This window comes from Streptomonospora litoralis (genome assembly GCF_004323735.1).
Taxonomy (GTDB): domain Bacteria; phylum Actinomycetota; class Actinomycetes; order Streptosporangiales; family Streptosporangiaceae; genus Streptomonospora; species Streptomonospora litoralis.
In genome coordinates this window covers 3322833-3335636 of the sequence record NZ_CP036455.1, presented here as the reverse complement: position 1 = coordinate 3335636, position 12804 = coordinate 3322833, and the positions used below count along the sequence as shown (strand labels likewise).

Here is a 12804-nt window from a genome sequence, read left to right as displayed (position 1 = left end):
ACCGCCCGGTTCATCCGGCGATGATCGTGAACTTATGGTCGCGGAAGGCGCTTTCCTGCGACCATAAGTTCACGACTGACGAAAGAAGCCGCGTCGGACCGGTGCCGCCTATTGCAGGGTTTCGACCGGACCCGCCGCCCGGCAGGTCACAAGGCCGCGCAGCGGATCCGCGTCAGCAGTCGGTGCCGGGGCGGTCGTCCTTGTCGGAGCGCGGCTCGGCGTCGTCGTCGCCGGGGGAGTTCTCCGCGGACGCGCCCGGGGACTCGTCGGGCGCCGCGTCCGGGGGCTGGGGCTTACCGGTGGCCTCCGCGGGTTCGGCGGCGCCCTCATGGGCGGTGCCGGCTGCGCCGTTCGCCGTCCCGCGCGTTGCCCCTACCGCCGCCGGAACCGGTTGGCGCGCCGCGCGATCGGGCGCCGCCCGGCGGCGCCGGCGCCAGGCCAGCCACCCCGGAACGCCGATCACCGCGGCGACCAGCAGGAACGGCAGCATCCAGCCCACTACCACCAGCAGCACCTCGACGGCGCCGACCAGCGCCTGCCAACCGTGCTGCAGACCCCCGAGGAACCCGATGCCGTCGTCCTCGGGCGCCTCCACGTAGGTCTCCGGCGGCGCCAACTCCAGCCGCACGGTGCCGTAGGTCGTCTGCTGCGCCAGCGATCGCTGCCGGGCCTGCAGGGCCTCCAATTCCTCCTGGCGGGTGCTGATCTGGCGCTCGACGGCCAGCACGTCCTCGACCGACTCCGCCTCCTCCAGCAGGTCGCGCAACCGCTCCAGCGACGCCTCGGCCGACTCGACCCGGCTGTCGACGTCGGCGACCTGCTCGGTGACGTCCTGCACGTTGCGGTCCAGGTTGGAGCGCGAGCCCAGCGACGCGAACTCCTCCAGGGCGTCCTCGTAGCGGTCCTGGGGAACGTGCAGTGTCAGCGAGGCGTGCGGCGGGCTCCCCTCGGCGGTCTGCACCTGCTCCGCGGCGACGTAGCCGCCGGCCGACCGAGTCCAGTCGGCGGCCGCGTCGGCCGCCTTCTGCACGCCGTCGACCTCCACCGCCATGTCGGCGGTGTGCACCAGGTCGCGCTCGGCGAGCGGGACATCCGCCGCCAAGCCGGCCGAATCTCCGCCCTCGCCGGTGCCTTCGGCTCGGTTGCCCCGACCGCCCTGAACGCCCTGACCGCCCTGACCGTCCTCGCCGCTCCGGCCGCCGCCGGCGCCGGGCCCGACGACGCCGGACTCCCCGGCGGGCGCGTCGGCGGACTGGCCGCCGGATGAGGTGCCGCCGCCCGCGCACCCGCTCAGCGCGGCGAGCAGCACGAGCAGTACGAACGGTAGGAGGGTCGCAGTCGCGGCCGACCGCGGTCGGCGGGGGGTACGCGGTGCGTTTGCTGGCGTGGCGAACATGCCCCTTCGACGGCCGCCGCCGCGGTGCGCGTTGCACCGCTCGGATTGCGGCTTGGTCACGGCCCCGCGTCCGCGAACCGGTGGCCGCTGTTCCCGACGAACCCCGTCGGCGCCCGCCGACCCGCGCCCGTTCCGTGTCCGCGCCCGCCGACCCGCCGCCGCCCGCACCCGCTCCCGGCAGCGACGCCCGGATCACAACCTCTTGCGGACGCAGGTGCCCGCGGTATCTGGAAAGCTGGGACTATGCAGCAGAAACCCCGAGTAGCGGTTGTGGGCGCCGGGATATCCGGCCTCACGGCCGCCTACCGGCTGGGCCGCGCCGGAGCCGACGTGACCGTGCTCGAAGCGTCCCCGCGAGTGGGCGGCAAGCTGCACGTGTCTCCGGTGGCCGGGGTGCCGGTCGACGCCGGCGCGGAGTCGGTGCTCGCACGGCGGCCGGAGGCGCTCGACCTCATCGACGAGCTCGGCCTCGGCGACCGGATCGAGTACCCCGCGCCGCTGCCCGCCGCCATCTACACCCGCGGCCGCCTGCGCGCGTTCCCCAAGGGCCAGGTGATGGGGGTTCCCGGCAACCTGGCCGCGCTGGCCCGCAGCGGCGTGCTCTCGGTGCCCGGTGTGCTGCGCGCCGGGCTGGACCCGGTGCTGCCGCGCACGCCGCTCGGCGCGGACGTGTCCGTCGGCGACTACATCGGCGCCCGCATGGGCCGCGAGGTCGTCGACAGGCTGGTCGAGCCGATGCTCGGCGGCGTCTACGCCGGGCGCGCCGAGCGGCTGTCGCTGGAGTCGACCCTTCCCCAGCTCGCTCCGCAGGCCCGCGAGGAACGCTCGCTGACGCGAGCCGTGCGCCGCGCCGCGGCCGACCAGCGGGCCCGGTCGCGACCGGGCGCACCGGCCTTCGCGACCCTGCGCGGCGGCATCGCGACCCTCGCCGACGCGCTCGCCGAGGGCCCCGCCCGCATCGAGACTTCGGCGACCGTGCGCCGGCTGTCGCGCACCGGGTCCGGGCACTGGTCGCTCGACGTCGGAGCGGCGGCACCCGACGCGCCGAGCGCCGCCCCCCGCGAAGTCGCGGCGGACGGCGTCGTGCTGGCCTGCCCCGCTCCGGCGGCGGCCAGACTGCTGCGCCCGCTGGCCGCCTCTACCGCCGAGGACCTGGCCGGTATCGGGTACGCGAGCATGGCCGTCGTCACCCTGGCCTACCCCGCCGCCGCGTTCGCCCGGGTCCCTGAGGGCAGCGGCTTCCTGGTGTCGGCCCGCGAGGGGCTGAGCATCAAGGCCGCCACCTTCAGCAGCCGCAAGTGGCCCTGGCTGGCCCAGGAGCTGGCGGGCGCGCACCCCGACCCCGGCGCCGGAACCGTCATCGTGCGCTGCTCGATCGGACGTGCGGGCGAAGAGTCCCTGCTGCAGCGCAGCGACGGCGAGCTCGCCGCTCTGGCCGCGGCGGACCTCGCCGCGGTATGCGGCGTCACCGGCGCGCCCACCGAGCAGCGCGTCACCCGCTGGGGCGGCGGGCTGCCCCAGTACGACACCGGCCACGGCGCCCGGGTGGAACGCATTCGAGCCGGGGTGGCCGGGTTGGGCGGACTCGCCGTGTGCGGTGCCGCCTTCGACGGTGTGGGCGTTCCCGCCTGCATCGCCGGCGCCACCCGGGCCGTCGAGGACGTGCTGGCCTCGGTGCCCGCGGCCGCCGACGGCCGGGCGCCGGATGCAACCAGCAACGACGAGACAAGGAGCCATCCGTGACAACGGGGCAGCACAGCCAGGGCGCGGACGACGCCCAGGACCTCAACCGGCTCATCCGCTACACCATGTGGTCGGTGTTCAAGGCCGGCGACCTGGCGGGCGCCGACCGCGCCGCCGTGGGCCGGGAGCTGGGCGCGCTGTTCGACGGCGCCGCCGACAAGGGCGTGACCACCCGCGGCTGCTACGACGTGCAGGGCTTCCGCGCCGACGCCGACATGATGTTCTGGTGGATCGCCGACACCTCCGAGGCGGTGCAGGAGATGTACACCTCCTTCCGCCGCACCCGGCTGGGACGGGTGAGCACGCCGGTGTGGTCGGTGGTGGGCCTGCACCGCCCCGCCGAGTTCAACCGCGCCCACGTCCCGGCCTTCCTCGCCGGCGAGGAACCGGGCGAGCACCTGTGCATCTACCCGTTCGTGCGTTCCTACGAGTGGTACCTGCTGCCGGACGAGGAGCGCCGCGCGATGCTGGCCGAGCACGGCAAGATGGCCGCGCCCTACCCGGACGTGCGCGCCAACACGGTCTCGACCTTCGCGCTGAGCGACTACGAGTGGATGCTCGCCTTCGAGGCCGACGAGCTGTACCGCATCGTCGACCTGATGCGCCACCTGCGCGCCGCGGAGGCGCGCCGCCACACCCGCGTGGAGGTTCCGTTCTACACCGGCCGCCGCAAGAGCCCCGCCGAACTCGTCGAGGCCCTGGCCTGAAGGCCTGCGCCCGGTCCCGGTACGTTCCGGGGGCGCGGACGAGCGCGCCCCCGGCGTCCGCGGCGCCGGCGCGCTCGTTCAGTCCCCCGGGCCGCCCTGGGGTGGCAGCACCGGCCCCTGCGCGGCTCGGGTGTGGCGGCGCGTGGCCAGCAGGTACACCGGCACCCCCGCCAGCAGCACCAGGACCAGGCCCGATCCCGAGTAGAGCAGGGTGTCGCCCGCCGGGGCGTCCATCGCCCACGCGGCCAGGCAGCCGACGCTGCCGGCGATCCACACCAGCACCGCATAGGCCAGGCGGCCGCTCGGCTTGGGGTACTCCACGCGGCTGACCATCAGCCAGGCCAGCGCCAGCACCGCGAGCGATCCGAGCAGGACCGGCGGGTCGAGCAGGACGACGGTGATCACCGCCATGGCGCCGAAGGGGCTGGGCAGTCCGGTGAAGCTGCCGCAGCCGGGGCTCTGGCAGGAGAATCGCGCCAGGCGCACGACGACCGCCAGCAGCACCGCCGCCGCGGCCGCGATGGGCAGCGCCCCGCCGTCGCCGACGAACGTTCCCCAGGCCACCACGAAGAACGCGGGAGCGAAGCCGAAACTGATCACATCGGCGAGGTTGTCCAGTTCGGCGCCCATGCCGCTGCCGCCGAGCTTGCGCGCCACCCGGCCGTCGAACAGGTCGAAGCCGGCTGCGATGAGCAGCAGCACCACCGCCGAGGCGATGGCGCCGCGGTCGAGCGGTCCCGCGCCGGCGAGCTGGGCGGACTGGGCCGCCGCGAGCTGCCAGACCGCCATGAAGCCGCACAGCGCGTTGCCCAGGGTCAGATAGTCGGCCACGGCGAGCCGCAGCCGCGGCGCCGGGCCGCCGGCGGCCTCGCCGGCCGGTGCGGCCGCCGACGTGCCCTCGAAAGCGGGGCGCCTCGCCTCAGCCGCGGTCGAGACGGGTTTCTCCGGCTCGGACCTGCTGCCCGACCTCCACCGCCGGGGCGACCCCCGCCGGAAGGTAGACGTCGACCCGTGAGCCGAAGCGGATGAGGCCGATCCTCTGCCCCTTCTCCACCTTCTGCCCCTCAGCGAGATACGGGACGATACGCCGGACCATCGCGCCGGCGATTTGAACGACCGTGACCTCACCGATCTCGGTTTTGAAGGTCCAGATGACGCGCTCATTACGCTCGCTGTCCTTGTCGAATGCGGGTCGGAAGCCGCCGGGGCGGTGCTCGATCCCAGTGACCGCACCCTCCAGCGGAGCACGGTTGACGTGCACGTTGAGGGGGTTCATGAAGACGGCGACGCGGGTGCGTCCGTCGGGCTGGGCATCGATGAACTGCACGACACCGTCGGCGGCGCAGGCGAACCCGGCGTCGGCGGCGGTGCGCTCGGGGTCGCGGAAGAACCACACCATCGCCAGTGCCAGCGCACCCGCCGGGATCGCCAGCAGGAGCAGTCCCGGAACGACGAAGGCCACGACGACCAGGGCGAACGCGGGCAGCAGCCACGGCGCCGAGCCGCGGGCCAGGCCGAGTCGGAGGCGGCCGGGAGCACGGGAGGGGGCCGGGGTATGCCGGTCGTGTTCGGTCATTGCCAACTTCCGTCGAGGGCGGGCCGCCGTGGACCCGCTCCGTGCGCTGCTGCGCGCGCGATGGCGGTCGCAGCGATCGTAACGGCTGGAGGAACGGGGATCACCAGCCGAGTGAATCCATGATGGAGGATGCTATTGCACTGAGTCGTCTGCCTCCAGCGTGAGGGCGATCGAGTTGATGCAGTAGCGGGCGTCGGTGGGCGTGTCGTAGCCCTCGCCGTAGAACACGTGGCCCAGGTGGGATTCGCAGCGTGCGCAGCGGACCTCGGTTCGCACCATCCCCAGCGAGCGGTCCTCGTGCAGGGTGACCGCTTCGCTTTCGGCGGGGTCGAAGAAGCTCGGCCAGCCGCAGTGCGACTCGAACTTCTCCGCGGAGCGGAAGAGTTCGGCGCCGCAGGCACGGCAGCGGTAGACGCCGGTGGCCGTAGTCGAGACGTACTCGCCGCTCCAGGGCCGCTCGGTGGCGCCCTGGCGCAGCACGGCGAACTCCTCGCGGCCGAGAGCCGACCGCCATTCCTCGTCGGACTTGTGCACGGGCCCGGTCTTCTCATCCATACCGGTGACGCTACCGGCATTCGCGCGGGTTCGCCCGGTTGAGGAGGCAATGGGCCGTCAGAAGGCGGTCAACACCCCATGGGCCGATGAATGTCTGTTTCTTCGCTGCTGAGAAGTTCGTCGCAACCAGGTCCGGGTACGGAACGTAATGAGGCTACTGTCAGCCGGGAGTGTGACAATGCTGGTTTCGTACCGACAGCCATTGGGACACCGACAGCCGCTCCATGTGGGGTGGGCCCGCTACTACCGCCTCTGGACCGATCACCAGCTCGTCCGGCTCCGCGAGGAGACCCGGCCGGGATGGAGCGCCCTTGCCGCAGCCGCATCGGAGGTCGTCTGGGTCGCCCGGCTCACCGCCGGGTCGGCGGCCCTGCGCGCGGCCCGGATGCGCCCGGGCCCGTGGACCGACGGGAAGCTGCTCGCGCTGCTCTCGGTGATCGCACTGGGTTCGCTGGCCGTCGCCGGTGTCGTGGGCTATGCCCTCAGCCGGTGGGTGGCGAGCGGCCCCGGCGACGTCCTTCCCGCAGCCGGCGGGGCGGTCGCCGTCGGAGTAGCCCTCTTCGCCCTGGTCTTCGTCGTCTTCGCCTCGGTGGAGACGGAGCGGGCCGGGGCAGACCCGAAGGAGGGCCGGAGGTAGGTTCGAAGGATCGAGGGTTCCGGCCCGCCCAGCGGGCCGGGGCCGTCCTACCCGGCCCGCCGGGTTCGTGCGGCCGACGGCCCCGGCCGAAAGGGCCGGCGGTGCCGCCGGTTCTCTAGGGAACATGTCCCCTCTATACGGACACGAAAGCGCCGCCGCGTCAACAGCGGAGTGCGCGCGACCCCGGGCCGCGCGGCGCGGGCGCCGCCTGCGGCAGCCGGAGGGGCTCAGGCGTCGAAGTCGTACTGCAGCACGTAGGCCGATCCGTCCAGCGTCATCTCGTTGAACTCCACCGCCGCATGCGCGGCCGTGAGCGCCGTGCGCAGGACGTCCAGTACCGGGGTGCCCGCGCTCAGCCGCAGTGCGCGGAGTTCCTCCGGGGTGGGCATGCGCACCCGGATCTCCTCGGTGAAGTGGGCGGGCGCGTGGCCCTGCTCGGCCAGCCGGGCATAGATGCCGCCGGGACCGGTCTCGTGGTCGGCGATGGCGGTGCCCGCGGCGAGCTTGGCGGGCAGATAGGAGGTGGCCAGCTGCATCGGGCGCTCGTCCAGGCGGTAGCGCCGGTGGCGCCGAACCACCGGCGCCTCGTCGGCCAGCCCGAGCGCACGGGCCACGTAGGCCGGTGCCGCGATCTCGTCCACCGCGACGCTGTCGGTCTCGAACCCGCCCTCAGGGGAGTCGGCCTGCCAGATGGCGCGCCCCGCGCCCCACAGCTCCCGGGAGAGCCGCCGCGGGCCGTGCCTGCGCAGTGGGCGGAACGTGCGGACATAGACCCCCGAGCCGCGGATCGCCACCACGATGCCCTCGTTGATCAGTACCGACAGCGCCTGGCGGGCTGTGGCCCGGGCGACGCCGTACTGCTTCATGAGGTCGTTCTCGCCCGGAACCCGGTCGCCGTCGGCGAGCCGACCGGAGGCGATGGCCGCTCGCACATCCTCGGCGATCTCGCGGTAGACCGGCGGTGAGTCGTTTTCGGACGTCGGCACTGCGTTCATCCTCTCGCCCGGAATGTGGGACGGCGGATCGGGGGGTCGCTGCGATCGCTCTGGTCAAGACGGCCGACGCCCGCTCACTGGGGGACCGGACCGGGTCGGGGGACTATCCGATTGTCTACTTCTTATCCGCGACGGGTGGTCTGTGACATAAGGCCACACTCCGGGTATGTCCGTTTGAACATTGGTTTATGCGTCGTAGGTGCCGGGCCGGAACCGGCCGCCCACCCGCCGCCGGCCGATCCCCGCCCCTCCTACCGCGTGCCTTCGTGAGCGCGCCGCCGACTCGCCCCGCAGACGGCGTCAAGCCCGCACGTAGCGCATGAACAGCGCCCCCTCCGACTCCAGCAGTCCCTCCAGGCGCAAGTCGCTCGTATGCGAAGGGGAGTCCCCGGCCACGATGCGCGACGCCTCGGGGCCCAGCAGACGCGGGCTCAGCGTCAGGCACAGCTCGTCCAGCAGTCCCGCGGCGGTGAACTCGGCCAGCAGGTGCGGACCGCCCTCGGTGAGGACCCGGAACAGGCCGCGTTCGGCCAGCGCGTCCAGGACCGCCTCCGGGCGCACGCTCTCGGTTCCGGCGACGACCACGTCCGCGGTGAGCGCGGCTTCGCGGCGGCGCTCCGCGGGCGCCGACTCGGTCGTGAGCACGATGGTGCGCGCCTGCGGAGGCGCGGCCTTGAGCGCGTCGGGGTGCACGTCCAGCGTGCGGGTGACCACCGCCAGGGGAGGCGTCTCCGGGCGCCCCGCCCGCAGTTCGCCCCACACCTCCCGCGGGCGCACCGGCCGGTACCCCTCGATGCGCGCGGTCGCGGCGCCCGCCAGCACCACGTCGGCCTGCGCCCGCAGTACCGACATCACGGCCCGGTCGGGCGGCGAGGACAGGTCGAGGGTGCGACCCGACGCGCCCCACGCCCCGCCGTCGGCGCTGGCGACCATGTTGGCGCGCAGCCAGGGCCGACTCGGCTGCTGCGGGTAGGCGTAGGCGGAGGCGAGGTCGGCGTCTGCCTCCAGGTGGGGCAGCAGCGAGCGGAAGCGGGGCGCCTGACCTGCGGCGCCGGTGGATGCGGAACTCATGTCATCTCAGACTAGAGGCCGCGGTGCGGAGCAGCCGACGCGGGCGCGGGTGCGCCGCTGCCCCGCTCGGCGCGGTTCTCGGCTCAGCCGCGCGCGGGCCCCTGGTGCGAGACGCGTTTGAGCAGCAGCAGCGCGCGGTCGATCACCCGCACGGTGCCCGCGGCCGGTACCAGCGGGCGGTCGGCGGTGTCGGGCTCGGCGGTGTCCAGCGCGGTCTCCCACGCAGTCCCGTAGTCCTCGCCGGGCAGCGTGAAATCGACCGGCTCGTCCCCGCTGTTCAGCAGCAGCAGGAAGGAGTCGTCGCGGACCTCGCGCCCCCGCGGGTCGGGTTCGCCGATGGCGTCGCCGTTGAGGAAGGCCCCCAGCACCCGCCTGCCGGAGTCCCAGTCGGCGTCGCGCATCGGCCGGCCGTCGGCGCGCAGCCAGGCGATGTCGGGCAGGGCACTGTCGCCGGCCTTGCGGCCCAGGAAGAACCGGCGCCTGCGGAACACCGGGTGCTCGCGGCGCAGCCGCGCCAGTTCCCGGACGTACTCCAGCAGGTCGGTCTCCTCGTCGGCGTGCTTCCAGTCGACCCAGGAGATGTCGTTGTCCTGGCAGTAGGCGTTGTTGTTGCCGCCCTGGCTGCGGCCGATCTCGTCGCCGTGGGAAAGCATCGCCACACCCTGGGAGCAGAAGAGGGTCGCCAGGAAGTTGCGCACCTGGCGGCGGCGCAGCGTGACGACCTCGGGGTGCTCGCTGGCCCCCTCGACACCGTGGTTGCTGGAGCGGTTGTCATCGGTGCCGTCGCGGTTGTCCTCGCCGTTGGCCTCGTTGTGCTTGCGCTCGTAGGAGACGAGGTCGGCCAGTGTGAACCCGTCGTGGCAGGTGACGAAGTTGATGGAGGCCACCGGGCGGCGGCCGTCGTCCTGGTACAGGTCGCTGGAGCCCGCCAGGCGCGAGGCCAGTTCGGGCACCACCGGCTCGCCGCGCCAGAAGTCGCGGACGGTGTCGCGGTACTTGCCGTTCCACTCGGTCCACAGCGGCGGGAAGTTGCCCACCTGGTAGCCGCCCGGGCCCACGTCCCAGGGTTCGGCGATCAGCTTGACCTGGGAGATCACCGGATCCTGCTGCACTATGTCGAAGAAGGTGCTCAGCCGGTCGACGTCGTGGAACTCCCGCGCCAGCGCCGAGGCGAGGTCGAAGCGGAAACCGTCGACGTGCATCTCGGTCACCCAGTAGCGCAGCGAGTCCATGATCAGCTGCAGCGCATGCGGGTGGCGAACGTTGAGGCTGTTGCCGCAACCCGTGTAGTCGAGGTAGTAGCGCAGGTCGTCGTCGGCCACCCGGTAGTAGCTGAGGTTGTCGATGCCGCGCAGCGACAGGGTCGGGCCCATGTGGTCGCCCTCGACCGTGTGGTTGTAGACGACGTCGAGCAGCACCTCGATCCCGGCTTCGTGCAGCGACTTGACCATGGCCTTGAACTCCTGGACCTGCTCGCCGCGTACACCGTTGGCGGCGTAGCCGCTGTGCGGCGCGAGATAGGCGAGGGTGTTGTAGCCCCAGTAGTTGGTCAGGCCGCGCGCCACCAGCGCGTGCTCGGGCACGAAGTGGTGGACCGGCATCAGCTCCACCGCCGTGACGCCCAGCGAGCTGAGGTAGTCGACCATCACGGGATGGGCCAGCCCTGCGTACGTGCCGCGCTGGTGCTCGGGGATGCCGGGGTGGCGCATCGTCAGCCCGCGCACGTGGGTCTCGTAGATGACCGTCTCGTGGTAGGGGATCCGCGGGCGCGCCGAGTTGCCCCAGTCGAAGAACGGGCTCACGACCACGCACTTGGGCACGTAGGGCGCGCTGTCGCGGTCGTTGCGCCGGCCCGGTGCGTCGAAGTGGTAGCTGAACAGCGACTCGTGCCAGTCGACGCCGCCCTCGATGGCCTTGGTGTAGGGGTCGACCAGCAGCTTGTTCGGATTGCACCGGTGTCCCGCCTCGGGCGCGTAGGGGCCGTGGACGCGGTAGCCGTAGCGCTGTCCCGGCCCCACACCGGGCAGGTAGCCGTGCCAGACGAAGCCGTCGTTCTCGGTGAGCGCCACCCGGGTCTCGGCGCCGCGTTCGCCGAAGAGGCACAGCTCTACGCGCTCGGCGACCTCGGAGAACAGCGAGAAGTTCGTCCCCGTGCCGTCGTAGGTCGCACCGAGGGGATAGGGGGAACCGGGCCAGACTTCCACCATGGCAAGCAATCTCGATTCTCGTTCGTCAGGTGACGAGATGGTTGTTCCGTCGTGGCCGCGCGAGTATTCCTCGCCTTGTGCGAATCTTGCAGGATGATCGGGGTGCGGTGCCCGTTTTCGCATCGTTTGCGGCAAAGGACGGCCGTTTCGGTCAGTCGTTCGAGACCGCATCGACGGGTGTTGCGGTCGCACCCGAGGCCCCCGGACGCGCTACACCGATCGCGGCCGGTTCCGGTCGATGACGGCGGCCGTGTCGGTACCGCGCGCCAAGGTGCCGAAGGCGCGACCCCAGTCGCCGCCCAGCCGCGAGCCCGCGAACGCCTCGGCCACGGGCGCCGGGCTGTGGCGCAGCAGCAGCGACGCCTGCAGCAGCAGCGCCATCCGCTCCACCAGGCCGCGCGCCCGGAACTCGATGTCCTCGGTGTCGTGCAGTTGCTCCAGCAGCCGCTTCAACGCGTCGTCGAACCGCGAGTCGGCCCCCTCGGCGCGCCGGAGTTCGGCCACGAACACCTCGGCGCCCTCCGGATGGCGCCCCAGAGCGCGCAGCACGTCCAGCGCCGCCACGTTTCCCGAGCCCTCCCAGATCGAGTTCAGCGGGGATTCGCGGAACAGCCGGGGCATGCCCGACTCCTCAACATAGCCGTTGCCGCCCAGGCATTCCAGCGCTTCGGCGGCGTGTGCGGGCAGCCGCTTGGTCACCCAGAACTTGCCCACGGCCACCGCGATCCGGCGGAAGGCGGCCTCCGTCGCGTCGCCGCGGATCGCGCGGTCGGCGGCACCGGCCAGACGCATCGCCAGCACCGTGGCCGCCTCCGACTCCAGGGCCAGGTCGGCCAGGACATTGCGCATCAGCGGCTGCTCGATCAGCGCGCGGCCGAACGCGTGCCGCTGCTCCGCGTGGTGGAGGGCCTGCACCAGCCCGGCCCGCATGCCCGCCGCCGAGCCGATCACGCAGTCCAGCCGGGTCCCGTTGACCATCTCGATGATGGTGCGCACACCGCGGCCCGGCTCGCCCACGACCCAGGCGGTGGCGCCGTCGTACTCCAGCTCCGCCGAGGCGTTGGAGCGGTTGCCCAGCTTGTCCTTGAGCCGCTGGACGAGCAGCGTGTTGCGGGTGCCGTCGGGCAGCACCCGCGGCACGAGGAAGCAGGTCAGCCCCTCGGGTGCCTGGGCGAGGGTGAGGAAGACGTCGCTCATCGGCGCCGAGGTGAACCACTTGTGCCCGGTGAGGCGGTACTCGCCGCCGGCGGTAGGTTCCGCGCGGGTGGTGTTGGCGCGCACGTCCGAGCCGCCCTGCTTCTCGGTCATCGACATTCCGGCGAGGATGCCGCGCTTGGACTCCGGCGGGCGCAGTCCGAAGTCGTAGGTGCGCGCCGTCAGCAGCGGCTCCAGGCGCGCGGCCGGCTCGGGGGAGTGGCGCAGAGCGGGCACCGCCGCGTACGTCATGGAGACCGGGCAGGCGTGCCCGTTCTCCACCTGCGAGAAGGTGTAGAACTTCGCGGCGCGGGCGACGTGGGCGCCGGGTCGGTCGTCGGCCCACGGCGCCGCGTGCAGGCCGTGGGAGACGGCGGTGTCCATCAGCACGTGCCAGGCCGGGTGGAAGTCGACCTCGTCGACGCGGTGGCCGTAGCGGTCGTGGGTGCGCAGCTCGGGCTCGTTGGCGTTGGCCTGCTCGCCCCACGCGCGGGCGCGCCCGGAACCGGCCAGTCGGCCGAGCTCATGCAGCTCGTCGGCGGCCCAGCCGGCCTCCTCGCGCTCCAACCCCTCGGTCAGGGCCGGGTCGGCGGCGACGTCGTAGTCCTCCAGCGGCTCGGGCTGGTTGAACACCTCGTGCGTGGGCGGCATGGCAGGCTCCCTCCGACGACTCCCGAACGCGATTCGGTTTGGTGGCCAGCCTAGCGTTTCGCGCAGGCAGGC

11 protein-coding genes are annotated in these 12804 nt (G+C 72.7%); 3 read left to right on the top strand and 8 right to left on the bottom strand.

Going from position 1 to position 12804, the window contains the following annotated elements:
• Nucleotides 1-172: 172 nt before the first annotated feature.
• The gene (locus tag EKD16_RS14225; RefSeq protein ID WP_165498571.1) at nt 173-1309 is read right to left on the bottom strand and encodes a DUF4349 domain-containing protein; all 1137 of its coding nucleotides are present in this window, start codon (nt 1307-1309) and stop codon (nt 173-175) included.
• Between the two features lie 330 nt (nt 1310-1639).
• Here EKD16_RS14225 and hemG point away from each other — a divergent pair, with 330 nt between their 5' ends.
• Together hemG and hemQ are read left to right on the top strand one after the other, a co-directional pair.
• Nucleotides 1640-3139 (top strand): protoporphyrinogen oxidase, encoded by a 1500-nt coding sequence (gene hemG / locus EKD16_RS14220; protein WP_131098829.1) that lies wholly within the window; start codon nt 1640-1642, stop codon nt 3137-3139.
• Nucleotides 3136-3846, top strand: coding sequence for a hydrogen peroxide-dependent heme synthase (hemQ, locus tag EKD16_RS14215; protein ID WP_131098828.1), 711 nt, complete (start codon nt 3136-3138; stop codon nt 3844-3846). The genes hemG and hemQ overlap by 4 nt, the downstream gene beginning before the upstream one ends.
• Nucleotides 3847-3924: 78 nt before the next feature.
• On the opposite strand, the gene pssA is transcribed toward hemQ, so the two are convergent.
• From pssA to msrB, 3 genes are all read right to left on the bottom strand, one after another.
• Nucleotides 3925-4689, bottom strand: coding sequence for a CDP-diacylglycerol--serine O-phosphatidyltransferase (gene pssA, locus EKD16_RS14210; RefSeq protein WP_131102545.1), 765 nt, complete (start codon nt 4687-4689; stop codon nt 3925-3927).
• Nucleotides 4690-4765: 76 nt separating this feature from the next.
• The gene (locus tag EKD16_RS14205; protein WP_131098827.1) at nt 4766-5422 is read right to left on the bottom strand and encodes a phosphatidylserine decarboxylase; all 657 of its coding nucleotides are present in this window, start codon (nt 5420-5422) and stop codon (nt 4766-4768) included.
• 132 nt (nt 5423-5554) lie between these two features.
• A complete protein-coding gene (gene msrB, locus EKD16_RS14200; RefSeq protein ID WP_131098826.1) occupies nt 5555-5977 on the bottom strand; it encodes a peptide-methionine (R)-S-oxide reductase MsrB in 423 nt (140 codons plus the stop codon).
• Nucleotides 5978-6179: 202 nt separating this feature from the next.
• Between msrB and EKD16_RS14195 the strand changes: the two genes are divergently transcribed.
• Nucleotides 6180-6614: a hypothetical protein gene (locus tag EKD16_RS14195; RefSeq protein WP_131098825.1), complete on the top strand. Its 435-nt coding sequence runs from the start codon at nt 6180-6182 to the stop codon at nt 6612-6614.
• Nucleotides 6615-6841: 227 nt separating this feature from the next.
• On the opposite strand, the gene EKD16_RS14190 is transcribed toward EKD16_RS14195, so the two are convergent.
• The 4 genes from EKD16_RS14190 to EKD16_RS14175 all read right to left on the bottom strand — a co-directional run bounded on the left by EKD16_RS14190 (nt 6842) and on the right by EKD16_RS14175 (nt 12732).
• On the bottom strand, nt 6842-7600 hold the full coding sequence (locus EKD16_RS14190; protein ID WP_131098824.1) for a GntR family transcriptional regulator: 759 nt from the start codon (nt 7598-7600) through the stop codon (nt 6842-6844).
• Between the two features lie 309 nt (nt 7601-7909).
• A complete protein-coding gene (locus tag EKD16_RS14185) occupies nt 7910-8680 on the bottom strand; it encodes a pyrimidine reductase family protein (protein WP_131098823.1) in 771 nt (256 codons plus the stop codon).
• An 83-nt stretch (nt 8681-8763) separates the two neighbouring features.
• Nucleotides 8764-10887 carry a glycogen debranching protein GlgX gene (glgX, locus tag EKD16_RS14180; protein ID WP_131098822.1) on the bottom strand — a complete coding sequence of 708 codons (2124 nt, stop codon included), beginning with the start codon at nt 10885-10887 and terminating at the stop codon, nt 8764-8766.
• A gap of 210 nt (nt 10888-11097) precedes the next feature.
• Nucleotides 11098-12732, bottom strand: coding sequence for an isovaleryl-CoA dehydrogenase (locus EKD16_RS14175; RefSeq protein ID WP_131098821.1), 1635 nt, complete (start codon nt 12730-12732; stop codon nt 11098-11100).
• Nucleotides 12733-12804 lie beyond the last annotated feature (72 nt).